A 25,056-nucleotide genomic window follows, 5' to 3' on the forward strand; every position below is an offset into this window, starting at 1 on the left:
CTCACGCGAATGTATCCGTGAGATCGCGCAGGCGTGGCCAGCGGCGATCCTTCTCCGACAGTATGGCGCGCGCGGGCGCGATCGGCCAAGCGATGTCGAGATCGCCATCGTCGAAGGCGAGGCCGCGATCATTGGGCGCCGAATAGAAATTCGTGACCTTATAGACGACTTCCGTATCCGGCTCGAGCGTGCAGAAGCCATGCGCGAAGCCGATGGGAACGAGCAATTGCCGCCAATTCTCCGCGGAGAGCTCCACCGCGACATGACGCCCGAAGGTCGCAGACGAGCGGCGAATATCGACAGCCACATCCAATATGCGGCCGCGCGTGACGCGCACCAGCTTGTCCTGCGCGAAAGGAGCAGTTTGAAAATGCAGCCCGCGAATGACGCCCGTCTCGCGCGAGAGAGAATGATTGTCCTGCACGAAGCGCAATGGCGGCAGGCCGCGCTCCTCCCAGCGCCTTTCATTATAGCTCTCGGAGAAAAAGCCGCGCGCGTCGCCGAAGCGATCGGGCGTGACGATCTTGACGCCATCGAGCGCCGTATCCTCGACCTTCATTCTGTCCTCACGCGCGCGTCAGGCGACGCAACCGAGCCGCTCGCCGCGATATTTGCCGGAGCGTATGGCTTTCCACCACGCTTCATTGTCGAGATACCAGCGCACCGTCTTGGCGAGACCGCTCGCGAAGCTCTCCTTTGCGCGCCAGCCGAGCTCACGCTCGATCTTGGAGCAATCGATCGCATAGCGCAGATCATGGCCTGGCCGATCCTGCACGAAGGCGATCAGCTCACGATAAGAGCCGCGCGCGCGGGGCCGCAGCTCGTCGAGACTGTCGCAGATCGCCTGCACCACTTCTATGTTGCGCATCTCCGAACGGCTGCCGACATTATAGGATTGTCCGACGACGCCGGCGCGCGCGACGGTGAGCAGCGCCTCGGCGTGATCCTCGACATAGAGCCAATCGCGCACATTCTCGCCGCGTCCATAGACGGGCAGCGGCTTCTCCTCGAGCGCATTGAGAATGGTGAGCGGAATGAGCTTTTCCGGGAAATGATAGGGGCCGTAATTATTGGAGCAATTGGTGACGATGGTCGGCAGCCCATAGGTCTCGCGCCATGCGCGCGCGAGATGATCCGAGCCCGCCTTGGATGCAGAATAAGGCGAGTTGGGCGCATAGGGCGTGTCCTCGTGGAACAGCCCTTCCGCGCCGAGCGCGCCGAACACTTCGTCGGTCGAGATATGCAGAAAGCGAAAACCGGCGGCGGTCTGCGCATCGAGACGGCGCCAATAATCGAGCGCCGCGGCGAGCAGAGTGAAAGTGCCGACGACATTGGTCTCGATGAAAGCGCCCGGCCCGTCGATGGAGCGATCGACATGGCTCTCGGCGGCGAGATGCATCACGACGTCGGGCCGAAACTCCTCGAAGGCGGCGGCGACGGCGTCGCGGTCGCATATGTCGGCGCGGCGGAAGCAATAGCGCGGATCGCCGGCGATGGGCGCGAGCGAGTCGAGATTGCCGGCATAGGTGAGCTTGTCATAGACGAGCAGCTCATGCGGCGTCGTCTCGATGATCCGGCGCGAGACCGCCGAGCCGATGAAGCCGGCGCCGCCGGTGACGAGAATGCGCATCTAGCGCCCGATCCGGGCGGCGTTCGCCGCTGTCTCATGGAGGAAGCGAGAGGGAAGACGCATCCGCGAAAAGCACCTTGTTCCTGGTCCCGAGGATTCGCCTCGTCGCCGCCGCCGCAAGATTTTTCTCTTCTATTCACGCCTATTGAAAGATCGCGGCGCTGGCTGTCAACTCCGGCGCGCCGAGCGAAAATATGTTTTTTATGCGGCGTTTTCCGGCGCGCTGGCGTCGGTTGCGAGAATTTGGACTCGTTCCAGACTGCTTGCGCAGCGTGTCGGTTTCGCGCTATCCCGCGATAGATCGGGCCGCGACGGATCGCCGGCCGTACAGAAGAGTAGTCGATGTTTCAGCGTCCCGGCAAGGCGGCCTTCGTCTTCATCCTCATCACTGTCGCGCTCGACATGCTGGCGCTCGGCGTGATGATCCCGGTGCTTCCCAAGCTCATCGTGGAGTTCGAGGGCGGCGATCTGCAAAGCGCTTCTATAGCGACGGGCGTCTTTGGTTTCGCCTGGGCCTTCATGCAATTTTTGTTTCAGCCCATGCTCGGCGCGCTGTCGGATCGTTTCGGCCGTCGGCCGGTCGTGCTGCTGTCCAATCTCGGCATGGGGCTCGATTATGTGTTCATGGCGCTCGCGCCGTCCTTGCCCTTCCTCTTCATCGGACGGCTGATATCGGGCGTGACGGCGGCCAGCGTCTCGACGGCGACGGCCTATATCGCCGACATCACCGAGCCGGAGAAGCGCGCCGGCCGTTTCGGCATGATCGGCGCGGCTTTCGGCGTCGGCTTCATCCTCGGCCCGGCGCTCGGCGGCGTGCTCGGCAATCACGGCTTGCGCTACCCGTTCTGGGCCGCGGCGGCGCTGAGCCTGCTCAACGCCGCCTATGGCTATTTCATCCTGCCGGAGTCGCTCTCGCCGGAAAAGCGCACCAGCTCGGTCCTCTGGCGCAGCGCCAATGTGCTCGGCTCGCTGGATTTCCTGCGCCGCGACCGCTCGCTCGCTCTGCTGGCGCTCGCCATATTCCTCTCCTATCTGGCGCATGAATCGCTGCCGAGCCTCTTCGTGCTCTACACGGAATATCGCTACCATTGGGACGCGGAGACGACCGGCTGGGCGCTCGCCATCGTCGGCGTGTCGCAGACGGTGGTCTCCGGCGGATTGGTGCGGCCGGCGGTCAAGCGCTTCGGCGAGCGCGCGACGCTGGTCGTCGCTCTGGCGGCGGGGGCGCTCGGCTTCGCCGCCTACGCTTTCGCGCCCACGGGCGGGATCTTCATGGCGGCGCCCCCGCTCATCGCCCTCTGGGCGATGGCCAATCCGGCGTTCCAGGGCCTCGCCACGCGCTTCGCCTCGGCGTCGGAGCAGGGGCGGCTGCAAGGCGCGCTGTCGAGCTTGCGCGGCGTTTCCGGCATGGTGGGGCCGCTGTTCTTCACGCAGATTCTTTCCCTCTCCATCGGCGCGGGCGACTTTCCGGGGGCGGGCTATTTCGTCGCGGCGCTGCTGCTCGCGGCGAGCCTCTTCGTGGCGCGCAACGCCGTGAGCGGAGCCGTGCAGCCTCCCGCCGTCTGACGTCGCATTCCGCCGCGCGGCCGCTTATATTGAGGCCGCGCGCGGTCCATCGGCCGGCGCTTTCGGAGATGCGCATGAGCTTCGTCGCTGCGGCCGTTTATTTCGCCATTCTCGCCTCCGCGGCGCTGGGCGTCTATTTGAAGGCTCGCCAGAGCCGCGCCGCGCGCGCCGATCGCGATGCGCCTCCACCCGAATTCGCGGAGACGATCACTCCGCAAGAGCATCGCCGCTCCGCCGATTACACGGTCGCGCGCATGCGCCTCTCCGTCGGCGAGACCTTGCTGGACGCGGCGATCTCCGTCGCTTGGCTCGCTTTTCTGCTCGGCCCGCTCTATGCGCTGCTCGTGCAATTCATCGCGCCGGGCCTGACGCTCAGCGTCGCCGTCGTCGTCGCGGTGGCGATCGTCGATCATCTGCTGCGCCTGCCGCTGTCGCTGGTCGAGACTTTCGGCCTCGAGGCGCGCTTCGGCTTCAACCGCACCACGCCTTTCATGTTCGTCCTCGATGAGGCGAAGGGCGCGGCGCTCTGGCTGCTGTTCTTCATTCCCTTGCTCTATGGGCTGTTCTTCGCGGCGCGCTTCTCGCCCGATTATTGGTGGCTGGCGGGCTTCGTCGCGGCGGTGGCGCTGCTGCTGGCCATGACGGTGATCTATCCTTCCGTCATCGCGCCCATGTTCAACCAGTTCTCGCCACTCGAGGATGCGGCGCTGAAGGCGCGCATGGAGGAGCTGCTGGCGCGCTGCGGATTTCAGTCGGGCGGGCTCTATGTGATGGACGCCTCGACGCGCTCCACTCATGGCAACGCCTATTTCTCCGGCTTCGGCAAGGCGAAGCGCATCGTCTTCTTCGACACGCTGCTGCGCAAGCACAGCGCCGACGAGATACTCGCCATTCTCGCCCATGAGCTCGGCCATTATAAATTCGGCCATGTGCGGCAGCGGATTTTCCAGGCGGCGGGCTTTCTCTTCATCGGCTTTGCGGCTCTGCACCTCGCCTTCACCCGCGGGCTCGGCGGCGCCTTCGGCCTGCCGAATGATCCGGGAATTATTCTCGTCATCGCGCTGACGGCGGCCGCGCCCATTCTGCATCTTCTGTCGCCGCTCACCAATTTCCTGTCGCGCCGGGCGGAGTTCGAGGCTGACGGCTTCGCCAAATCCATCTACGGCAAGGAGCCCATGGTGAGCGCGCTCACCAAGCTCTCGCGCGACAATCTCTCGACGCTGACGCCGGATCGGCTCTATGCGCTGTTCTATTACTCGCATCCGCCGGCGCCGATCCGCATCGCCGCGCTGGAGGAGGCGAGGGGCGCCTGACCTTCAGGCGGCGTGCGCCTTGCCGCGGAAATAATGGAAATCGCCGCGCGTGATCAGCGCATCGCCGGGCGCGATCTCATGCGGCGCGAGATCGGCTTCTGACCGCAGACGGTCGTAGATGGGGCCGAAATCGCGATAGCAGGCCTCGAGCAGGCGCTCGAATCCATCGACGACGAAATAGCACTGCTGGAAATCGTCGATGATGTAATTGGTGCGCATCACCCGCTCGAGATCGAAGCCGATGCGATTGGGCGAGGTGTCCTCGAGCGAGAAGACCGTCTCCGCCGGCGAGGAGAGAATGCCGGCGCCGAAGATGCGCAGCCCCGCAGGCGTCGCCAGCAGTCCGAACTCCACCGTATACCAATAGAGCCGCGCCAGATTGGCGAGCTGGCCGCGCGCCAGCGCCCGCCGTCCGCCCTCGCCATAGGCCTGTAGAAAGCGCGCATAGACGGGGTTCGCCAGCAGCGGCACATGGCCAAAGACGTCGTGGAAGACGTCCGGCTCCTCGAGATAATCGAGCTCCTCCTCCGGGCGAATGAAGGCGCCGGCGGGAAAGCGCCGATTGGCGAGATGCTCGAAGAAGACGTCGTCGGGAACGAGGCCGGCGACCGGAACGACGCGCCAGCCCGTCAGCGGCGAGAGCCGCGCGCTCAGCACGTCGAAATCGGGAACGCCGGCGGGCGAGAGCGCGAGCGCGTCCATTGCGGTGAGATATTCGTCGCAGGCGCGGCCGGGCAGAAGCTCGGCCTGGCGGGCGTAGAGCCGGCTCCAGCGATCATGCTCGGCCGCGCTATAGGAGGGCCAATTCTGCTCGATCGTCCAATCGGCGCGGCGGGGCGCGTCGGCGTAGCGGTTCGTGCCCTTCTCCATGCGGCCCTCCTTTAGCGAAAGCCGGGTTCTCGAAATAGATAGGCGCGCGCCGGCCGGCCGCAAAGCCGCTCAGCCGGGCGCGAAATGCGCGGTGAAATGGCGCAGGAAGGGCGCCTGCCTCACGATACGAAACGGCGGGATGGCGGCGCGCTCGCGGAATACGTTCTCGATCGCCTCGATCACATAATCGAAATGGCTCTGCGTGTAGACGCGGCGCGGAAAGGCGAGGCGCACCAATTCGCGCGGCGCCGGCGTCTCCGTTCCGTCTTCCGCGCGGCGGCCGAACATCACGCTGCCCAATTCGACGCCGCGCACGCCGCCCTCGAGGTAGAGCGCTGCGGTGAGGCCCACGCCCGGAAAATCCTTCGCCGAAAGATGCGGGCAAAAGCCCGCGGCGTCGATGAATACCGCATGGCCGCCGGCCGGCCGCACGATCGGAACGCCGCGCGCGATGAGGCGGGAAGCGAGATATTCCACCGTCGCATGGCGATAGCGTTGGTATTCCTCCTCCAGCGCTTCCTCGAGCCCAACGGCGATCGCCTCGAGATCGCGGCCCGCGAGTCCGCCATAGGTGGGAAATCCTTCCGTCAATATCAGCAGATTACGAAAATCCTCCGCCCAGCGATCGTCATTGCAGGCGAAGAATCCACCTATATTGGCGAGCCCGTCCTTCTTGGCGCTCATCGTCGCGCCATCGCAGAGAGAGAACATCTCCCGCGCTATGTCGATGAGCGCGCGATCCGCATAGCCGCGCTCCCAGAGCTTGATGAAATAGGCGTTCTCGGCGAAACGGCAGGCGTCGAGCACCAGAGGTATTCCGCGCCGCGTCAGCAGAGCCTTGGCCGCGCGAATATTGTCGAGAGAGATCGGCTGCCCGCCGCCTGTGTTGTTTGTCGCGGTGAGCATGCAGAAGGGAATTTTCTTTCCCTCGCGCTCCAGCGCACGCTCCAGCGCCGCGAGATCTATGTCGCCTTTGAAATGCGTCTCCGCATGAATATCGGCGGCCTTTGCGCTGGGCAGATCGAGCGCCGTCGCGCCGACATATTCGATATTGGCGCGCGTCGTATCGAAATGGCTGTTGTTGGGGACGATATCGCCGCGCTTCAGCCGCGTCGCAGCGAGAATGCGCTCCGCCGCGCGGCCTTGATGCGTAGGAAAAATATGCTTGAAACCCGTGATGTCGCGAATGGTCTTCTCGAAGCGGCGCCAGGACCTGCTTCCCGCATAGCTTTCGTCGCCCATCATGAGCGCGGCCCACTGCCGATCCGACATGGCGCCCGTGCCGCTGTCGGTCAGAAGATCGATGGTGATGTCTTCCGCATCGAGCAGAAAAACATTGTAATGCGCGGCCTTCAGCCGCTCCTCGCGCGTGTTCCGCCTTGTGATCGGCAGAGCTTCTGTCATCTTGATGCGGAAGGGCTCGATGATGGTGCGCATATGCCGCCTCCTTCGAGATGCGAAATAGGGCGCGGCGCCGACGCCGCTTTACGTAGCCTCGCCGGCTGTGGCAAAACCGTCGGCGCGATAAGAGGAGACCTCATGGCGGCCGACGTCACTTATCCTGCCGCTGCTGCGGCGGGCGTGCTCTCTTTCCTCAGCCCTTGCGTGCTGCCATTGGTGCCGCCCTATCTCACCTTCATCGCGGGCGCGACGCTCGAGGATCTCGCGGTCGAGGGAAAGAAGCGCGCCCGGCGTGACGTGTTCCTGGCCGCGATCTTGTTCGTCGCCGGCTTCTCCACCGTGTTCGTGGCGCTCGGCGCGACGGCGAGCGCGTTCGGACGAGCGCTGCACGCCTACCAATGGATATTGGAGAAAGCCTCAGGGTTCGCCATCATCCTGATGGGCCTGCACTTCCTCGGTGTCTTCCAGATCGGCCTGCTCTATCGTGAGAAACGCCTCGAGGTCGCAAAGCCGGTCGGCCTCCTCGGCGCCTATGTCATGGGCCTCGCCTTCGCCTTCGGTTGGACGCCCTGCATCGGTCCGATCCTCGCCGCCATTCTCGCCGTCGCCGGCTCGCAGGAGACGGTCGGCCGCGGCGCTGTCCTGCTCGGCGTCTATTCGGCGGGTCTCGGCCTGCCCTTCCTCGCCGCCGCGGCGGCGATGGGGCCGTTCATGGGCTTCATGCAGAAGTTCAAGAAGCATTTCGGCAAGGTGGAGAAGGTCGTCGGCGCGCTGCTGGTGCTCACGGGACTCGCCTTCCTCACCGGCGGAATGCAGAGCTTCTCCTTCTGGCTGCTCGAGACCTTTCCGGGTCTCGCGAATTTCGGATGATCGCCATGTCACAGCGCATCGATGAAAATCTCTTCACCGGACCGATCGGCGCCGAATATCGCATGCTCGAGCTCATCTGCCCCAATGCGGCGCTGCTCGCCCGCCGCGTGGCGGAGCGCGTCGCGCATTGGCGGGAGGGCGCCGCGCTCGAGGTATTGGAGATCGGCTGCGGCACCGGCGTGAGCACGCTTCCCTTGCTCGCGGGACGCGACGATCTCCATGTCACGGCGATCGACAGCGCCGCCAAAATGCTGGATCAGGCGCGCTCTCACCTCGCGGATTTCGTCGCCGCCGGCCGCGTGCAATTCGTGGAGGCCGACGCGCTCGCCTATCTTCGCGGCCTTCCCGCGGCCAGCGTCGACATCGTCTCCTCCAATTACGCCGTGCATAATTTCCTCGACGATTATCGTCGGGAATTTCTCGCTGAGATTTTCCGCGTGCTGAAGCCGGGCGGCATTTTCGTCAATGGCGACCGCTATGCGATGGACGACCGCGCCGCGCATCTCTCCGCGACTCAAGCGGAGGTGCGCAGCTGGTTCGCAAAGCTCGGGACGATCGGCCGCTATGATCTGCTCGAGGATTGGGTCGCGCATCTCTTCAGCGACGAATCGCCCGAGCATGTGATGTATCTGGCGCCGGCGCTGGAGCGCATGACGGCGGCAGGCTTCGCCGATGTTCGTGTCGAATATCGCGAAGGCGTGGACACGCTGCTGACCGCGGTCAAGCCGTAACGGGTCCTAGAAAAGAAAAACGCCGGACGTACCTCCGGCCCGGCGTTAGAGCCCGCGACGGCATGTAGCCGTCGTTTGCTCTTCGTCACAACTAGCGCCACGCCATGACTGGACAATGACAAGAGCGCGGCAATCCTGTGATTGTCGCGCGTGACTTCTGCTGCGGTCGGTCAGGGTGAAGCGCCGCGGCGGCTACGCGCCGTTGTTGCGAAGACCGCGCTCTTACGGGTCTCGCCACGCCGATATCGGCTTTGATTTTAATGGTGGGCGCACAAGGGCTCGAACCTTGGACCCGCTGATTAAGAGTCAGCTGCTCTACCAACTGAGCTATGCGCCCGTCCGTCGCTTCGGCTTGCGCTGAATGAGCGGAACGAGGTGGCAAATACCCAATGACGCCGCTCATGTCCAGCGCTGAAAAGAAAAATTGTCACATTTTCTGTGTCGACCTTCTCCTCACGGCGCGAGCGGCGCTCTTCGCCTTCAGGGCCGCCATTCCGGCGCGGGCTCGGCGGCCTTCGCCTCCTCATGCGCCGCTGTCTCCTTGGCGGCCGCCAGGGCGCGCAGGGCCGCCGTCACGCCTTCGCTGGTGGCGGAGGACAGCAGCAGCAGGGTAGGGCGCTCAGCGGCGCCCGCAGGCCCGGCGGAGGCCATTGCGCGTTTGAGCCGCTCTTTCTGCTTCTTCAAATGCTCGGGGTCGGCGGCGTCGATTTTCGACAGCGCGACGATCTCCCGCTTCTCGTCGAGCTCGGCGCCATAGGCCGCGAGCTCGCGGCGGACGATCTTGTAATCCTTGCCCGCGTGCTCGCCGGTCGCGTCGACGAGATGCAGCAGCGCGCGGCAGCGTTCGACATGGCCGAGGAAGCGGTCGCCGAGCCCATGGCCGTCATGCGCGCCCTCTATGAGGCCGGGAATGTCGGCGAGCACGAATTCGCGATCGTCCACCCGCACCACGCCGAGGCCGGGATGCAGGGTGGTGAAGGGATAATCGGCGATCTTGGGCTTGGCGGCGCTGACCGTGGCCAGAAAGGTCGATTTGCCGGCGTTGGGCAGGCCGATCAGCCCGGCGTCGGCGATGAGCTTCAGCCGCAGGATGAGCGTGCGCTCTATCCCCTCCAGACCGGGATTGGCGCGGCGCGGGGCTCTGTTCGTCGAGGTGGTGAAGTGCAGATTGCCGAAGCCGCCATTGCCGCCGCGCGCGATGATCGCGGTCTGCCCGACCTCCGTCAGATCGGCGATCAGCGTCTCGCCGTCCTCCTCGAGGATCTGCGTGCCGGCGGGCACTTTCAGCACCGCGTCGGCGCCCTTGGCGCCATGGCGGTTCTTGCCCATGCCATGAACGCCGGTCTTGGCCTTGAAATGCTGCTGATAGCGATAGTCGATGAGCGTGTTGAGCCCATCGACGCAGATCGCCAACACATCGCCGCCGCGGCCGCCGTCGCCGCCGTCCGGCCCGCCGAACTCGATGAATTTCTCGCGACGGAAGGAGACGCAGCCGGCTCCGCCATCGCCCGAGCGCACGTAGATTTTCGCCTGATCCAGGAATTTCATGGCTGTTTCGAACTCATGTCGCTTGCAGCTTCGGGCGCCGCGCGCCGAAGCTCGTCGGAATGGCGCCGCGGCGCAGGTCGAAAAGCTCCACATCGACCTCGCCGCCGCGCGCCGGCGCGGGGAATTTGCCCTGTCCCGCGCGGGTGAAGCCCAGCTTCTCATGCACCCGCAGCGAGGCGGCGTTGCTCGGCAGCGCGCTGGAGACGATTCGCTCCAGCCCGGTCATGCCGAACACCATATCGATGAAGGCGCCCGCCGCTTCGCTCATCAAACCGCGTCCCCAATAGGGTCGTCCCAGCCAGAAGCCGATCATGCCCGCCCCGCGCGCATTCGCCCCATGCACGCCGATCACGCCGATCGCCTCGTCCGCCTGGCGCTTTTGCGTCAAGGCGAGGGTGAGGCCGGCGCCGCTGGCGTTTTCGGCGCGCGCGGCGAGAATGAAGCCTTCCGCGTGATAGGACTCATATGGGTGCGGAATGCGCGCCGTCTTCAAGGCGACCTCGGGATCGCCGGCCAGACGGCAGATCGAGCCCTCATCGGCGGCGCGCGGCCAGCGCAGCCACAGCCGCGAGGTCTCCAATCTGAAAATGTCGTCGCGGGCAATTTCCGGAAACATCCGAGGCTCCATGGCGGCCGAGTGCGAAAAAGGGCCGAAAAAAGACGAAGGGGAAGCGGGCGTTCCGCTTCCCCTATCGACCCTTTGAGGCCTTTTTCCGGATTTTGCGCCTGGAGCGTCGCCTTTATCGCGACTGCTCGAAGACCAAATCCGCCGGGGATCGAAACGCCGGCGGAAGGTCCTCGCAGATCCTCCGCCTATTCGGCGGCTGCGGCCGCCGGCTCGACGACCGATACCGAAGCGCGGCCGCCGCTGGATTTGAACAGGACCACGCCGTCGACGAGCGCGAACAGCGTGTGATCCTTGCCGATGCCGACATTGCGGCCGGGATGCCATTTCGTGCCGCGCTGGCGAACGATGATGTTCCCGCCGATCACGGCCTCGCCACCGAACTTCTTCACGCCGAGACGGCGACCGTCGGAGTCGCGACCGTTGCGCGACGAGCCGCCCGCTTTCTTGTGAGCCATTGTTCTCGCTCCTTAAATTTTCACGCCGAGCCGGCGCCCGCCGCTCGGGGGGGCCGCGCAGGGCGGCCGCTGAATTGGTGCGCGCGCCGAACGCGCGGCGCGCTTGGTTCTTCTATACGCCGCCGGGCGGCGTTACGCCAAATTCTCAGGCGCCGGCTTCGATGCCGGTGATGCGCACGATCGTCAGGTCCTGACGGTGGCCGCGCTTGCGCTTGGAGTTCTGGCGGCGGCGCTTCTTGAAGGCCAGCGTCTTGGGGCTGCGGGCCTGCTCGGCGATCTCGCCGGTGACGCTCGCGCCCGCGACCAGCGGCGCGCCGATCTTGGCGGAGCCCTCGGCGCCGACGAACAGAACCTCGTCGAAGGTGATCTTGTCGCCCGCCGCGCCCTCGAGGGCCATGACGGTTATCGTGTCTCCGGCGGTGACGCTATATTGCTTCCCGCCGGTCTTGATGACTGCGAACATCTCTTTTTCCTGTGTTCGTCCCGGCTCTGGCGACGATGCGCCGGCCGGCTTTTTTGCAGTTGACCGGTTTTGCTCCGCTCCTCGCGCCGAAGCATCGACGCAAAAAGAAAATCGCGGCGAAACCGCCGCGACGAAGCGGGAAAGCCCTAGACGGGCGCGGCGTCTTTGTCAATCGCCGGTCGCGGAGCCGATTCGGCCGCCGCCTCGATCTTCTGCCGCTCATAGGCCGAGATGATCGACTGCACCATGGGGCCGAAGCGCTCGGCCAGCTCTGCGCAGCGAGTCGAATTGATCAGCTCCACGCCGCGGCGCTCGCTGCGGATGAGCCCGGCCTCCCGCAAAATGCGGAAATGCTGCGAGAGCGTCGATTTGGCGAGCGGCGCCTGCTCGAGAACATTCAGGAATTGCGAGCAGTTCTGCGCGCATTCCGACGCCGCCAGCCGGGTGAATATCTGCACGCGCACAGGGTCGGCCAGGGCGTAGAGAATCCCTTCGACAGTGATCTCGTCCAGCCGCGGATGGTGGAGCTTCCTCATGCGCCACGCTAGCACGATTGACATTCATTCAGTAGTTCCGTATTTCAGAACTAATGAATTTAGCGCGAAAGGAGCGCGGACATGGGTCGTCTTTCAGGAAAAATCGCGGTCGTTACCGGCGGCAATAGCGGCATAGGTCTCGCCACGGCGGAACTCTTCGCCAAGGAGGGCGCGCAGGTCGTCATCACCGGCCGGCGGAAGGCCGAGCTCGATGCGGCGGTCGCTCGCATCGGCGCGAGCGCCGTCGGCGTGCAGGGGGATGTTTCGTCGCTCGAAGATCTCGATCGGCTCTACGCCGAGGTGAAGGAGCGCTTCGGCCGCATCGACATTCTCTTCGCCAATGCTGGAGTCGTCCGTCTCGCGCCGATCGAAGCGGTGAACGAGGCTTTCTTCGACCACATGTTCGACATCAACGTAAAAGGCCTGCTGTTCACCGTGCAGAAGGCGCTGCCGCTGTTTTCCGACGGCGGCGCGATCGTGCTCAACTCGTCGATCGCCAATACGGTGGGCACGCCTGGATTCGGCGTCTATTCGGCGACGAAGGCGGCCGTGCGCTCCTTCGCCCGCACTTGGACGGCCGAGCTGAAAGACCGCAAGATTCGCGTCAATGTCGTGAGCCCCGGCCCGATCGAGACGCCGATCTTCGACACGATGGGCCTCTCCGAGCAGCAGCACGACGAATTGGCGGGACAATTGGAGACCAGTGTTCCGCTCGGCCGCTTCGGCAGATCGGAGGAGGTGGCCGAGGCCGTGCTCTTCCTCGCCTCCAGCGCGAGCAGCTATGTCGCCGGCGTCGACCTCTATGTCGATGGCGGGATGGTGGCTGTCTGATCGACTCATTCCGCATGAGCCGCCGCCGCGCGTCGGACCGACGCGCGGCGGCGGCTGTTTGGCTCAAGCGCCGAGATCGCGCCTGATCTCGTCATTGGCCCGAGCGAGATGACGCTCGACGGTGCGCACCGATACGCCGACGCGCGCCGCGATCTCGGCGCTGGTCAGATGCTCGAGGCGTTTCAGCAGAAGTATTTCCCGATAGAGCGGCGGCAGCCGCTCCAGCGCGGCGCGCAGCTTTTGAAATTCCATGAGCGTGGCGATCGCGTCGCCGGAGTTCGACCGCTCCGCCTGATCGGCGTCGCGCGCGGCCTCCTCTGCATAGCGCGAGCGGATGCGATCCCGTCGCACGGCGTCGACCGAGAGATTGGCGGCGATGCGGAAGAGATAGGCGCGCGGGCTGTCGAGCGTAGCGACATCGACGCGCTGCAGCGCGTGGAGATAGATGTCCTGCACCATATCTTCCGACTCTTGCATGCCGACGCGGCGACGCGCGAAGCGGCGGAGGGCCGGCGCATAATCCTGATAGAGCGCGCCGAGGGCTTTCTCCGAGGCGGTCATCGCACGCCCTCCCGCGGCCCGATGTGAGAAAGTCTCGCGGCGACGCCGCTTGCGGATTTCGTTCTCGGCATTGGAAAATCCCTTCATCGAGGGCGGGGCTCCGTCGAGCCGCCATTGTTTTTCAAAAAAAAGCGACGTCGGGCGCTGCGCGCGACGAGCGTCGCGCACGACAAATCTCTGGCCGCGCGACAGGGCTCGCGGCGCGACATGTCCGGCCTCGGTGAGCGGCGACGCGCGAAGGGAATCGATAATGAGCGGTAGATGGAGATCAGATCGCGGCGGGCGGCCCGCGCGCGACGAAGAGAAGATGTGCAATCAGCGGGCGCGACCGCGCATCGCCCGGACGGCGCGTCGGCGTCGGCTTCGACCACGGGACGAGATGCGCCGAGGCGAACGCCGTTTCGAGCCAAGACGCGTCATGCAATGCGCAGCCGAACATGCAGCAGTCGAGCGTTCGGCAATGACGATCTATAGGCGCATCGCTCTTTTCCGTCGCGCTCGACGCGCAGGTCGAAGCCACAGCGTCATGCTGCGGCCGCGGCGCGGGGACGAGCGCGAACAGCGATTGAAAGACGAGAATGCAGAGCAGCATCGCGATATTTCGCGAAGCGCGGCGAGACAGGAACAATCGGCCGAAGATGCGCTGCATGTCGACGAAACTAGCATCGACGGCGCACAATTACAACTAATACGTGCGTTCAGAAATATTGCAATCTCATGCCGTAGGAGCCCGCCGCGTTTCGCGCCCTCAGGCGGCGCGCCAATGTCCTGCATCCGCGAGAAAGGCGCCGATCGACTCGGCGATATAGGCGATATGCGCCTCGCTCAATCCGGGATAGACGCCGACCCAGAAAGTGCGGCGCATGATGACATCGGTGGCGGAAAGCGCGCCGGCGACCCGATGCGGGCGGTCCTTCATATAAGGCTGGCGCAAAAGATTGCCGCCGAACAGCAGCCGCGATCCGATGCGGCGCTCGGCGAGATGCTGCAGCAGCGCCTCGCGTCCAAAAGGCGCATTCTCGCGCAGCGTCAGCGCGAAGCCGAACCAGGAGGGATCGCTGCGCGGCGTCGCCTCGGGCAGCAGGAAAACATCCTCATAGGGGCGCAGCGCCTCTTTCAGCAGCGCGAAATTGCGCTTGCGGGCCTCGATGAAGCCCGGCAGGCGCTCCATCTGCGCCAGCGCCACGGCGGCCTGCATATCGGTGATCTTCAGATTATAGCCGAGATGCTGATAGACATATTTGTGATCATAGCCGAAGGGCAGATCTCCTGATTGCCACTCATAGCGCTTCTTGCAAGTGTCGTCCTTGCCCGGCGCGCACCAGCAGTCGCGGCCCCAGTCGCGGAAGGATTCGACGCTGCGGCGCAGCACGGAGCGCGAGGTGAACACCGCGCCGCCTTCGCCCATTGTGATGTGATGCGCGGGATAGAAGCTCAGCGTGCCTATGTCGCCGAATGTGCCGACCTGGCGTCCATCATAGAGCGAGCCGAGCGCGTCGCAGCAATCCTCGACCAGCCACAGGCCGTACTTCTCGGCGATGCGCGTCACCTCTGCGAGATCGAACGGATTGCCGAGCGTATGGGCGATCATTATGGCGCGCGTGCGCGGCGAGATCGCCGCCTCTATGAGATCGGCGCGGATATTATAGGTCGGTATGTCGACATCGACGAAGACGGGCGTCATCCCATTCTGCAAAATGGGATTGAGCGTCGTCGGAAAGCCGGCGGCGACGGTGATGACCTCGTCGCCGGGCTGAAGCGCGCGCTCCTTCAGCAGCGGCGAGGTCAGCGCGGTGAGCGCCAGAAGATTGGCCGAGGACCCGGAATTGGCGGTCAACGCATGCCGGACGCCGATGAACTTTTCCAGCGCCTTCTCGAAAGCCGCATTGAATCGTCCGGTGGTGAGCCAAAAATCCAGCGCCGAATCGACGAGCGTCTGCATCTCGCGCGCACCATAGACCTTGCCGGAGACCGGGACGGCCGAGGCCCCGGGGCGAAACTCCGGCGTCGCATGGGCGATCTCGGCGTAGCGGCCGACAAGCGCCAAAATCTGCTCGCGCAGCGCGTCTTTCTCATCCGCCGTCTCGGCGGGGGCGTGCGAGGCGGCGGCTGCGGGCGGGGTCATATCATTGCTCCGGGCGTGCTCGCGCCGCGCTCAGCGGCGTCCATGCGTCTCTCATAGGCGTCGATCTGGGCGAGCGATGTGGTCGCCACATCCTCGCCGCGGCGGCGGCGCGATTCCCAATCGACGATCGCCTCCAGCGCCTCGAAGATCGACCATTGCGGGAGCCAGCCGAGCCGGCTGCGCGCCTTGGCGGAATCGAGCTTCAGCAAATGCGCCTCATGCGGCTCGTCGCCGCCGCTCTTCATCCAGCCGGCGCCCTCGCCATAGGCGCGGCAGAGCGCGTCGGCGATCTCTCCCACCGTGCGCTCGCCGGAGGGATCGGGGCCGAAGTTCCAGGCTTCCGCGAAGGGCGCGCCATCGCTCCACAGGCGCTCGGCGAGCGTCAGATAGCCGGCGAGCGGCTCCAGCACATGCTGCCAGGGACGCACCGCGCGCGGAAAACGTATTTGCGCCGTCTCGCCGCGTTCCAGCGCGCGCAAAATATCGGGCACGAGGCGATCCGCCGCCCAATCGCCGCCGCCGATGACATTTCCGGCGCGGGCCGTGGCCAGCGCCGCCCCGCGCGAGGGGTGATCGGGCGTCGCGAAATAGGAATTGCGGAAGGAGGCGGCGACGAGCTCCGCGCAGCCTTTGCTGGCGCTATAGGGATCGAAGCCGCCCATCGCCTCGTTTTCGCGATAGGCCCAGGGCCATTCGCGATTCTCATAGCATTTGTCGCTGGTGACGATGACGATGGCGCGGGCCGAGGGCGCGCCGCGCAGCGCCTCCAGCAGATGCGCCGTGCCGAGCGCATTGACCTCGAAGGTCTCGATCGGATTGGCGTAGGAGTAGCGCACGAGCGGCTGCGCAGCGAGATGGAAGACGATCTGCGGCTCGAGCTCCCGCACCGCGCGCGCCAGCCGCGCGGCGTCGCGAATGTCGCCGATGACGCTCGTCATCTTATGGTCGAGGCGCGCGAGCGCGAAAAGGCTGGGCTCGGTCGGCGGCGCCAGGGCGTAGCCCGCCACATTCGCGCCGAGTCGCATCAGCCATAAGGAGAGCCAGCCGCCCTTGAAGCCGGTGTGTCCGGTGACGAGGACGCGCTTGCCGGCCCAAAATTGCGGCGTCATTGGGCGTTCGCCAATTGCGGAAGAGCGAGCCTGAAGGCTCGCGGTCCAAACAGCGCCCTGGACCGCGAGCCTTCAGGCTCGCCTCGATCGCCACGAATTCTGCTCACGCCCAGACCTTCCAGGGCGCCTCGCCGCCGCTCCACAATTGCTCGAGGAAACGCTTGTCGCGCAGCGTGTCCATGCATTGCCAGAAGCCGTCATGGCGATAGGCGCGCAGCTGCCCGTCGGCGGCGATGCGGGTCAGCGGCTGCTGCTCGAGCGCGGTCAAATCGCCGTCGATATAATCGAGCGCCTTCTTCCACATCACGAAGAAGCCGCCATTGATCCAGCCGCCGTCGCCGCGCGGCTTTTCATCGAAAGAGAGAATGTCGTCGCCATCCATGGTGACGGCGCCGAAGCGGCCGGGCGGACGCACCACCGTCATGGTCGCGAGCCGGCCATGGGCGCGGTGATAGTCGATCTCGCCGGCGATATCGATATCGGCGACGCCATCGCCATAGGTGAGGCAGAAGGGCTCGTTGTCGGGGAGATAATCTGCGATGCGCTTCAGACGTCCGCCGGTCATCGTCTCTATGCCCGTGTCGACCAGCGTGATCCGCCAGGGCTCGGCCATTTTATTATGGACGATGGTCTTGTTCTCGGCGAGGTCGAAGGTGACGTCGCTCATATGAAGGAAGTAGTTCGTAAAATAGTCCTTGATGAAATAGCCTCTATAGCCGAGGCAGACGATGAACTCATTGACCCCGTGCTGCGAGTAGATCTTCATTATGTGCCACAGGATCGGCTTGCCGCCGATCTCGATCATGGGCTTGGGGCGATTGTCGGTCTCCTCGCTGAGGCGCGTGCCGAGACCGCCTGCGAATATTACGGCCTTCACGCGCGGTCTCCTCGAGAATGCGAGGGCGGTCCTCGGCGAATCGGGACGCGCCTTTCACGCAGTCTAGCCGCGCGCCTTGCGCGAGCCTGTCGCGCGGCGCGAGTGGCCATGGGGCGGGGTCCTTGCGTCCTCTCGTGCGCGGGCGCACATTATTTTCCGTTGTGGCGGGCGAGAAGATCGCTCGGCGATCGACGTAGATTTTAAAAGGTCCCGAGACGCTCAGATCGTCCTCCTTCGCTCGGCGGAACGATCGAAGCGGGATTTGAACGATCGTCTCTTCAATCGAGGGCGGGGGCCGCGAATGCGTTGGTGTGTCTGCAAATCACACGGCATTATCGATTATCGTTCCGCGGATGCGCCGCCCGCGCGCAAGCCGGACGAGGTTCGGATTTCCGAATCGGTCGGCCTCGGCGGCGTCAATTCCTATTCGGATGTGCTGAAGATTCAGCAGCTTCTCGACAAGATTCCGAAGATCAACGGCGGTCCCGCGCCGCTGTTGGCGACAGACGGAATATGCGGGCCGCTGACGCGAGGCGCTATTCTCGACTTCCAAAAGAAGCAGTTTCCGGCAAATCCGCAATTCCATGACGGCTGGCGCCCGGATGGGCGCGTCGATCCTGGAAAATGGACGATCGACAAGATGAATGTCATCGCCAATTGGGGGAGCCGAACCGATTTGCTGGAGATCGCGCGGAAGCAGGCTCCGGTCGCGCGAGCGCGGGTGATGAACGCGCTCCACCGCCTTTCGGTCGTGCGGTCCTCCTACGCATTGCCGAGCCCGCTATTCTCCAACGCGCAGCTGAAACGCGAGGCGGATTGGCATTTCAAATTCCATAAGGCGGCCTATCCGCTGGAGAATATCGACGCGGTGTCGACGATCTACCAGCGGATGAACGCCGCTCTGACCAAATTCATCGCCGGCAGCTTCCCGCTTTTCCAATTGTCGGATCACTATCGCGAGGACGCTCTCGCCTATGCGCATGTGGGCGGATATTCTTTCAGCATCGCAGAAATCGAATCCGGCGAGCAGGGCGCTTACATTTATGTCGCCAATGAACGGTTCGGCAGCCTCCCGGTGATCATCCACGAGCTGGGTCATTATTGTGGCGGCCGTTTCCGATCCGGGCGCGAGATCGATCACGTCAGCACGCCGCATCCCAAGCCGAATGGCGCGGCGCGCGAAGCGGGACGGCACGACTACCGGCGCATGACGCCGCAGGAAGCATTGAAAAATGTCTATAGCTATCAGGTCTACGCCCTGCCGGAGATGGGCTATGGCCCGCCCGAGTCGGGACAGATCTGAGCGCGGCGGCCGGAACCGGCCGATGAGGCGGCGTCAGGGTTAATCGCCCCTTAACCCCGCCTGCCTACCCTCGGCCGTCACGTCAGCCGAGCGCGCCCGTTTTCGGCGCGCTTCGCTGTATTTTTCGATTCGTCGCACGAGTGGGCTCGTTCGTCATGATGCGCAGCAACGCATTCCGTCACGTTTCCGAGCCGGTGCGCGAATTCACGGCGCGCCGAGCCGCGGAGCTCGCCGGCGCGGCGCTGATAGCGGCCTCGGTCGCGGCGGCTCTGGCGCTGGTCTCCTGGTCGGCGCGCGATCCCTCCTTCAATCATGCGACCACCGGGCGGGTGCGCAATCTGCTCGGCTCCGGCGGCGCGGTCGCCGCCGATATATTGATGCAGCTGTTCGGCCTCGCGGCGATCGCGGCGATATTGCCGATCGCCGCGCAGGGCCTGCGGCTCGTCACGCAGCGCGCGCTGCATCGGCCGCTGCTGCGCTTCGGCTTGTGGATCATCGGCGCGCTCGCGGCGGCGGCGGTCGTCTCGCTTCTGCCCGTCACCGACCGCTGGCCGCTGCCCACCGGGCTCGGCGGGGTGCTCGGCGACGCCGTGCTGGCGCTGCCGCGCCGCTTCTTCGGCGATTCGGCGGCGGCTATGGCGCTGGTGGCGCTGGTCGGCGCCGGAACCGCCATTCTCGCCCTCACCGGCGCCGCCGGCTTCGGCTTCGAGGCCGCCGCTCCCGCCCATGCCGAGGACGAGCCCGCCGACCGCAGAATCGACGAGGAGGAAGAGGATGACGAGCCCGGCGCCGCGATCGTCTCGCTGGGCGCGCTCATTCACGCCGGCCTCACCATAAAGACGCTGGTGACGCGTCGTTTCGCCGCGCTGCTGGCGCGCCGTCGTAAGCCGGTCGAGATCGAGGAGCCGTCCGGCCCGCCTTTGCTCTCCGCCCGCCGCGAGCCGGTTTTCGACGCTTTCTCCTTTGTCCCGCCGCCGGCGCCCGCGCGCGCCGCCGCAGCCGCCGCTGCGCCGCGCGAGGAGGATTACGACGAGCCGCCGCCGGCCTCCGCCCGCGTGATGGAGCCCGTCGGGCCGCTGAAGCAGGGCAAGCGCGTGATGCGCGAGCGCCAGCCCACTCTGTTCGAGAGCCGCAATGAGCAGCATCGCTACGAGCTGCCGCCGCTGCTGCTGCTGAGCGAGCCCAAGAAGCAGGCGGCGGCCGCCAAAATCTCGCAAGACGCGCTGGAGCAGAACGCCCGCCTGCTGGAAGGCGTGCTCGAGGATTTCGGCGTCAAGGGCGAGATCATCAATGTGCGGCCAGGCCCGGTGGTCACGCTCTATGAGCTCGAGCCCGCGCCGGGAATCAAATCGTCGCGCGTGATCGGCCTCGCCGACGATATCGCCCGCTCGATGTCGGCGGTCTCGGCGCGCGTCGCCGTGGTCTCCGGCCGCAACGCCATTGGCATAGAGCTGCCCAACCATCGCCGCGAGACCGTCTTCCTTCGCGAATTGCTCGCCTGCGAGGATTTCGAGAAGACCAAGCATCGTCTCGCCATAGCGCTCGGCAAGACGATCGGCGGCGAGCCGGTCATCGTCGATCTCGCGCGCATGCCGCATCTTCTCGTCGCCGGCACGACCGGCTCCGGCAAATCGGTCGCCATCAACACGATGATCCTGTCGCTGCTCTACCGGATGAAGCCGGAAGAGTGCCGCCTCATCATGGTCGATCCGAAAATGCTCGAGCTTTCGGTCTATGACAACATCCCTCATCTGCTGACGCCCGTCGTCACCGACCCCAAAAAGGCGGTGGTGGCCCTCAAATGGGCGGTGCGCGAGATGGAGGACCGCTACAAGAAAATGTCCAAGCTCGGCGTGCGCAATATCGAGGGTTTCAATCAGCGCGTCGTCGAGGCCCAGGCCAAGGGCGAAATCATCACCCGCACGGTGCAGACCGGCTTCGACCGCGAGACCGGCGAGGCGATCTTTGAGCGCGAGGAGATGGAGCTGCATCCTCTGCCCTTCATCGTCGTCATCGTCGACGAGATGGCGGATCTGATGCTCGTCGCCGGCAAGGATATCGAAGGCGCGATCCAGCGTCTCGCGCAAATGGCGCGCGCGGCCGGCATTCACCTCATCATGGCGACGCAGCGTCCCTCGGTCGATGTCATCACCGGCACGATCAAGGCCAATTTCCCGACGCGCATCTCCTTCCAGGTGACGTCGAAAATCGACAGCCGCACCATTTTGGGCGAGCAGGGCGCCGAGCAGCTCTTGGGGCAGGGCGACATGCTCTATATGGCTGGCGGCGGCCGCATCTCGCGCGTGCACGGGCCTTTCGTCTCGGACAATGAGGTCGAGAAGATCGTCGCGCATCTGAAGACGCAGGGGCAGCCGCAATATCTCGACGCCATCACCACGGAGGACGAGCCCTCCGAGGAGGCGGTGGAGAGCGCCGCGCCGGGCTCCATGGATGCGGAGGAGGGCGCCGATCTCTACGATCGCGCCGTGGCGATCGTGCTGCGCGACCGCAAATGCTCGACGAGCTACATTCAGCGGCGCCTGTCGATCGGCTACAATAAGGCCGCGTCGCTGGTGGAGCAGATGGAGCGCGAGGGCGTGGTGGGCCAGGCCAATCACGCGGGAAAACGCGAGATATTGGTGGGTGGCGGGATAGATCGCGGGGCGTTCGATATAGACGCGGCGTGACCGTTGCGACTGCGCCGCCCCATTCTTCATCTCACGAGCATTCGGCCCATCTCGATCGCTTCCTTGGCGAGGTTCGTCGCGACGATACGCACGCTCAGCACGGCGCCTTGCGCAGGCACGATCCGAACCCAGCTCTGCGCGCCGACTTTCAACGTCTCGACGGCCGCTCCGGCGGCGACCTCTATGTCGATATAGGTTCCGACGCCTGTCGCTCCCGCGTGCCAGGCGTAGACGCCCTCGCCATAATGGGCCGCCGCGCCCGTCGAGAGCCGCAGCGAGCCTTCCATCTCGATCCGCGCATAGCTGACCCCCGGCAGTTCCGATGTGAGCGTATGTCGAAATCGACGCGGCGCGGTCAGCAATTCGGCCGTTCGAATTGGGTTCTTGCCCTGCAGATCGGCAGCCGTCTTGGCGAGGCGGACCATCGCAGGGTGTAGAGCGTTGCGCTCCAAGGCCTTGCGGGCGGCCCTTTGCGCGAGCAGCTTCAAGACGACTCTGCCGCCCTTCGCAGCGAGCTTGACGAGACCATAGCCCGCTATCACATAGCTCAGCGGGTCTTCCGAAACGAGTCCGGGCTCGCTCCCGCCGGAACCAAGGATCGCCAGGATTCGGCCCTCGGGGTCGATCAGCAGCTCGAAGTAATTCGGCCCGATATTGTTGAAGTGAGCGAAGGAGCCCCAATCGCCCGCATTCGGATAATCCTCTTCCACATAGGCGATATCTTGATCCAATATCGCCCGAAGTTCCTTTATGCGCGTCTCGCCGTCGTTCTTGGTGGCGAATTTGCGTTGAACGATGATGTTCTCGACCAACACTCTTCCGATATGTCCGATCACCGGATAGGCGGCGAATTTGCCGACGACCGGATAATCATAAGCGTAGAAGGGCTTTTGATCGACGACCGGCGCGAGCGACATTTTCGTGCTGCGGTTGGCGAAGAGGAGGCTGTAGCGCTTCTCCCACCTCGTCGCGAAATCCTCGAATTTCGTGCTCGGCGAACGATAGAGATCCAACGGCCGCATTTGCGCGGGAAGCAGCTGAAAGCCCTGGATGGAATCCTGAAAAGGCACGCGAACCCGGCCGCCATGGGCGTTGTCGCCCACGGTCACCCATTCCTGCCGCGCCCATAATGTGGCGTCGAGCAGGCTGCGGTTGGCAATGGCTTCGTAATCCATGAAATTCTCCGGCGGCAATTGGAGCGTTCTCGCTCCGGCGCCGTGATCTTGCGCGGATGCGCGCCGGCGACTGTGCGTCAGAGCACGCTCGCGCGAGAGCCGCCGCTCGCCGAGAGGGCGCCGACGTCAGGGCGACGCAATCGTGCTCGGCGTATATGATCCAACATTAGCCATATCGCCGTCCTAGTGAGGACGGCGGACGGCTCCCGATCAGCCGCGCCGAAATCGTCCGGAGCACCAATTCCTGTGAAATCGCCTCTCGCCGCCGCGCTGGTTCTCACCCTTCTCGCCGCCTCCGGCGCTCAGGCCGTGGAGCAGAAGAAAAAGCCGCATCCGACGCCGGCCGCCAAGGCTCAGGCGGGAAAGCCGGCGGCCAAGGGCAAGCCGGCCGCCGACGCCAAAGCGAAGCCGAAGCCCGCCGATCCCAAAACCGCGCAGGCCAAGCCGGCCGACCCCAAAGCTGCCCCCCCCGCCGCCAAGCCGCCGGCCTCGGCGCCCGCGGTTCCGGACGCGGCCAAGGCCGCGGTGGGCGCCGTCGCAGTGGGCGGAGCCGCCGCCGCCGTCGCTGTGGCGGCTCAGCCCCAGGCGCCGCTCACCCGTGACGAGGCGATCAAGCGCGCCGAGGCCTCGCTCAACTCCTCTCCCGTCATGACGGCCGATTTCGTGCAGATCGGCGGCGACGGCCGCCGGGCCGAGGGCAAGCTCTATGTGCATAAGGTCGGGCGCATGCGCTTCGAATATGCGCAGCCGGCCACGATGGAGGTTGTCTCCGACGGCGTGCAGGTCGCCGTGCGCGATCGCAAGCTCAATACGCAGGACCTCTATTTCATCAATCAGACGCCGCTGAAATTCCTTCTCAACGAGAAGATCGATCTGCAAAAGGATGTGAAGCTCGTCGATGTCGTGATCGACGACGCCGGCGCCTCCATCTCCATAGAGGACAAGGCGACCTTCGGCGGCACGTCGAAGATCAAGCTGATCTTCGATTCCAAGACCTTCCTGCTCAAGCAATGGCAGGTCTCCGACCCGCAGGGCTATGAGACCTTGGTGTCGCTGTTCAACGTCGACCGCAGCAGCGCGCCGGACGCCAATCTGTTCAAGATCGACAAGGGCTCGCTGCTCGACTTTCATTAGAGCGTTTCCAGCCGAAGTGGACGCTGGTTCGGCGTTGGAAACGCGTTGAAACTAGAGCCGGCGAGCCCTCGTGATGCTCACGCGGCTTTCAGCGACGCCATATCGATGACGAAGCGATATTTCACATCGCTCTTCACCATGCGCGCATAGGCCGTCTCGATCTCCTGCATGGCGATCGTTTCTATATCGGCGACAATGCCCTTCTCGGCGCAGAAATCGAGCATTTCCTGCGTCTCCTTTATGCCGCCGATCAGCGAGCCGGCGATCTGCCGCCGCTTGAAGATCAGCCCGCCCGCCGATGGCGAGGGATGCGGCGTCTCCGGCACGCCCACCAGAGTCAGCACGCCGTCGCGCTTCAGCAGATTCACATAGGCGTCGAGATCATGGCTGACGGCGACCGTATCGAGAATGAAGTCGAGGCTGCCCGCGCGGGCCGCCATGGCCTCCGCATCCTTGGAGACCACGACCTCGTCGGCCCCGAGCGCGAGAGCGGCCTCGCGTTTCGACGGCGAGGTGGTGAAGGCGACGACATGCGCGCCCAGCGCATGGGCGAGCTTCACGCCCATATGGCCGAGCCCGCCAATGCCGACGACGCCGACCTTCTTGCCCGGCCCGACGCCCCAATGTTTGAGCGGCGACCATGTGGTGATTCCGGCGCAGAGCAGCGGCGCGACGGCGGCGAGCTGCGCCTCCTCGTGATGAATGGCGAGCACGAAATGCTCGTCGACGACGATCGCCGTCGAATAGCCGCCGAAAGTGTTCTCGCCGGAGCCGTCGAGCGCGCCGTTGTAGGTGGCGACAAAGCCATGCTCGCAATATTGCTCGAGCCCATCGTCGCAGGAGACGCAGTGGCGGCAGCTGTCGACCATGCAGCCGACGGCGGCGATGTCTCCCACTTTGAACCGTGTCGCCTCCGCGCCGACGGCGGTCACGCGGCCGACGATCTCATGGCCCGGCACGCAAGGGTAACGCGTGCCCGGCCATTCGCTGCGCGCCGTGTGCAGATCGGAATGGCAGACGCCGCAAAAGAGAATGTCGATCGCGACATCCTTCGGTCCCGGCGCGCGGCGCTCGATGGAGAAGGGCGCGAAAGGCGCGGTGGCGGATTGGACCGCATAGGCCTTGGTGGGCATGGGTGGGCCTCGGGATTTTCGAAGGGGGGACTCGCCTCGGGCGGAGGCGGTTTCCAATAGCATGTTTCGAGGATTGGGTCGAAGGTGCGGAAGGGCGATCCCCCTCGCCC

General features: G+C 64.8%; 24 protein-coding genes and 1 tRNA gene. 8 read left to right on the plus strand and 17 right to left on the minus strand.

Going from position 1 to position 25,056, the window contains the following annotated elements:
• Position 1: 1 nt before the first annotated feature.
• Positions 2-559, minus strand: coding sequence for a dTDP-4-dehydrorhamnose 3,5-epimerase (gene rfbC / locus METLW3_RS0105605; protein ID WP_024878987.1), 558 nt, complete (start codon positions 557-559; stop codon positions 2-4).
• 18 nt (positions 560-577) lie between these two features.
• The gene (gene rfbB, locus METLW3_RS0105610; protein ID WP_024878988.1) at positions 578-1,630 is read right to left on the minus strand and encodes a dTDP-glucose 4,6-dehydratase; all 1,053 of its coding nucleotides are present in this window, start codon (positions 1,628-1,630) and stop codon (positions 578-580) included.
• 342 nt (positions 1,631-1,972) lie between these two features.
• Here rfbB and METLW3_RS0105615 point away from each other — a divergent pair, with 342 nt between their 5' ends.
• On the plus strand, positions 1,973-3,196 hold the full coding sequence (locus METLW3_RS0105615; RefSeq protein WP_024878989.1) for a tetracycline resistance MFS efflux pump: 1,224 nt from the start codon (positions 1,973-1,975) through the stop codon (positions 3,194-3,196).
• 74 nt (positions 3,197-3,270) lie between these two features.
• Entirely contained in the window at positions 3,271-4,509 is a 1,239-nt protein-coding gene (locus tag METLW3_RS0105620; protein WP_024878990.1) for a M48 family metallopeptidase, read from the plus strand.
• Positions 4,510-4,512: 3 nt separating this feature from the next.
• On the opposite strand, the gene phhA is transcribed toward METLW3_RS0105620, so the two are convergent.
• Together phhA and METLW3_RS0105630 are read right to left on the minus strand one after the other, a co-directional pair.
• Positions 4,513-5,379 (minus strand): phenylalanine 4-monooxygenase, encoded by an 867-nt coding sequence (gene phhA, locus METLW3_RS0105625; RefSeq protein ID WP_024878991.1) that lies wholly within the window; start codon positions 5,377-5,379, stop codon positions 4,513-4,515.
• 69 nt (positions 5,380-5,448) lie between these two features.
• Positions 5,449-6,816 carry a tryptophanase gene (locus tag METLW3_RS0105630; protein WP_024878992.1) on the minus strand — a complete coding sequence of 456 codons (1,368 nt, stop codon included), beginning with the start codon at positions 6,814-6,816 and terminating at the stop codon, positions 5,449-5,451.
• Between the two features lie 102 nt (positions 6,817-6,918).
• Between METLW3_RS0105630 and METLW3_RS0105635 the strand changes: the two genes are divergently transcribed.
• The gene (locus tag METLW3_RS0105635) at positions 6,919-7,650 is read left to right on the plus strand and encodes a cytochrome c biogenesis protein CcdA (protein ID WP_024878993.1); all 732 of its coding nucleotides are present in this window, start codon (positions 6,919-6,921) and stop codon (positions 7,648-7,650) included.
• A gap of 5 nt (positions 7,651-7,655) precedes the next feature.
• Positions 7,656-8,381, plus strand: coding sequence for a class I SAM-dependent methyltransferase (locus tag METLW3_RS0105640; protein WP_024878994.1), 726 nt, complete (start codon positions 7,656-7,658; stop codon positions 8,379-8,381).
• Between the two features lie 261 nt (positions 8,382-8,642).
• Here METLW3_RS0105640 and METLW3_RS0105645 read toward each other — a convergent pair.
• From METLW3_RS0105645 to METLW3_RS0105670, 6 genes are all read right to left on the minus strand, one after another.
• Positions 8,643-8,718, minus strand: a tRNA-Lys gene (locus METLW3_RS0105645).
• 143 nt (positions 8,719-8,861) lie between these two features.
• A complete protein-coding gene (gene obgE, locus METLW3_RS0105650; protein WP_024878995.1) occupies positions 8,862-9,929 on the minus strand; it encodes a GTPase ObgE in 1,068 nt (355 codons plus the stop codon).
• Between the two features lie 13 nt (positions 9,930-9,942).
• On the minus strand, positions 9,943-10,545 hold the full coding sequence (locus METLW3_RS0105655) for a GNAT family N-acetyltransferase (RefSeq protein WP_024878996.1): 603 nt from the start codon (positions 10,543-10,545) through the stop codon (positions 9,943-9,945).
• Positions 10,546-10,742: 197 nt separating this feature from the next.
• Positions 10,743-11,012, minus strand: a complete 270-nt coding sequence (gene rpmA / locus METLW3_RS0105660) for a 50S ribosomal protein L27 (RefSeq protein WP_024878997.1) — start codon at positions 11,010-11,012, stop codon at positions 10,743-10,745.
• Positions 11,013-11,157: 145 nt separating this feature from the next.
• Complete coding sequence (gene rplU, locus METLW3_RS0105665) at positions 11,158-11,475, minus strand: 50S ribosomal protein L21 (protein ID WP_024878998.1); 318 nt, start codon at positions 11,473-11,475, stop codon at positions 11,158-11,160.
• A 146-nt stretch (positions 11,476-11,621) separates the two neighbouring features.
• Positions 11,622-12,011: a helix-turn-helix domain-containing protein gene (locus METLW3_RS0105670; protein ID WP_024878999.1), complete on the minus strand. Its 390-nt coding sequence runs from the start codon at positions 12,009-12,011 to the stop codon at positions 11,622-11,624.
• An 81-nt stretch (positions 12,012-12,092) separates the two neighbouring features.
• Here METLW3_RS0105670 and METLW3_RS0105675 point away from each other — a divergent pair, with 81 nt between their 5' ends.
• A complete protein-coding gene (locus tag METLW3_RS0105675; protein WP_024879000.1) occupies positions 12,093-12,842 on the plus strand; it encodes a glucose 1-dehydrogenase in 750 nt (249 codons plus the stop codon).
• A 63-nt stretch (positions 12,843-12,905) separates the two neighbouring features.
• Here METLW3_RS0105675 and METLW3_RS0105680 read toward each other — a convergent pair whose 3' ends face one another.
• From METLW3_RS0105680 to rfbF, 5 genes are all read right to left on the minus strand, one after another.
• Complete coding sequence (locus tag METLW3_RS0105680) at positions 12,906-13,403, minus strand: sigma-70 family RNA polymerase sigma factor (protein WP_198022746.1); 498 nt, start codon at positions 13,401-13,403, stop codon at positions 12,906-12,908.
• Between the two features lie 268 nt (positions 13,404-13,671).
• Positions 13,672-13,995 (minus strand): hypothetical protein, encoded by a 324-nt coding sequence (locus METLW3_RS0105690; protein ID WP_157096431.1) that lies wholly within the window; start codon positions 13,993-13,995, stop codon positions 13,672-13,674.
• A gap of 156 nt (positions 13,996-14,151) precedes the next feature.
• Positions 14,152-15,528, minus strand: coding sequence for a lipopolysaccharide biosynthesis protein RfbH (rfbH, locus tag METLW3_RS0105695; RefSeq protein WP_024879003.1), 1,377 nt, complete (start codon positions 15,526-15,528; stop codon positions 14,152-14,154).
• Positions 15,525-16,637: a CDP-glucose 4,6-dehydratase gene (gene rfbG / locus METLW3_RS0105700; RefSeq protein WP_024879004.1), complete on the minus strand. Its 1,113-nt coding sequence runs from the start codon at positions 16,635-16,637 to the stop codon at positions 15,525-15,527. Before rfbG ends, rfbH begins: the two co-directional genes overlap by 4 nt.
• A gap of 103 nt (positions 16,638-16,740) precedes the next feature.
• A complete protein-coding gene (gene rfbF, locus METLW3_RS0105705) occupies positions 16,741-17,514 on the minus strand; it encodes a glucose-1-phosphate cytidylyltransferase (protein WP_024879005.1) in 774 nt (257 codons plus the stop codon).
• Positions 17,515-17,815: 301 nt separating this feature from the next.
• Between rfbF and METLW3_RS0105710 the strand changes: the two genes are divergently transcribed.
• Entirely contained in the window at positions 17,816-18,817 is a 1,002-nt protein-coding gene (locus METLW3_RS0105710) for a peptidoglycan-binding domain-containing protein (protein WP_024879006.1), read from the plus strand.
• Positions 18,818-18,975: 158 nt separating this feature from the next.
• Positions 18,976-21,504, plus strand: a complete 2,529-nt coding sequence (locus METLW3_RS0105715) for a DNA translocase FtsK (RefSeq protein WP_024879007.1) — start codon at positions 18,976-18,978, stop codon at positions 21,502-21,504.
• Positions 21,505-21,530: 26 nt separating this feature from the next.
• Here the strand turns inward: METLW3_RS0105715 and METLW3_RS0105720 are convergent, their stop codons facing one another.
• A complete protein-coding gene (locus tag METLW3_RS0105720) occupies positions 21,531-22,679 on the minus strand; it encodes a hypothetical protein (RefSeq protein WP_036308682.1) in 1,149 nt (382 codons plus the stop codon).
• Positions 22,680-22,925: 246 nt separating this feature from the next.
• On the opposite strand from METLW3_RS0105720, the gene METLW3_RS0105725 reads away from it, so the two are divergent.
• Positions 22,926-23,813: an outer-membrane lipoprotein carrier protein LolA gene (locus tag METLW3_RS0105725; protein ID WP_024879009.1), complete on the plus strand. Its 888-nt coding sequence runs from the start codon at positions 22,926-22,928 to the stop codon at positions 23,811-23,813.
• Positions 23,814-23,890: 77 nt separating this feature from the next.
• On the opposite strand, the gene METLW3_RS0105730 is transcribed toward METLW3_RS0105725, so the two are convergent.
• Complete coding sequence (locus tag METLW3_RS0105730) at positions 23,891-24,946, minus strand: NAD(P)-dependent alcohol dehydrogenase (RefSeq protein WP_024879010.1); 1,056 nt, start codon at positions 24,944-24,946, stop codon at positions 23,891-23,893.
• Between the last annotated feature and the right edge of the window lie 110 nt (positions 24,947-25,056).

Origin of the sequence: Methylosinus sp. LW3 (genome assembly GCF_000527115.1) — a bacterium.
Taxonomy (GTDB): domain Bacteria; phylum Pseudomonadota; class Alphaproteobacteria; order Rhizobiales; family Beijerinckiaceae; genus Methylosinus.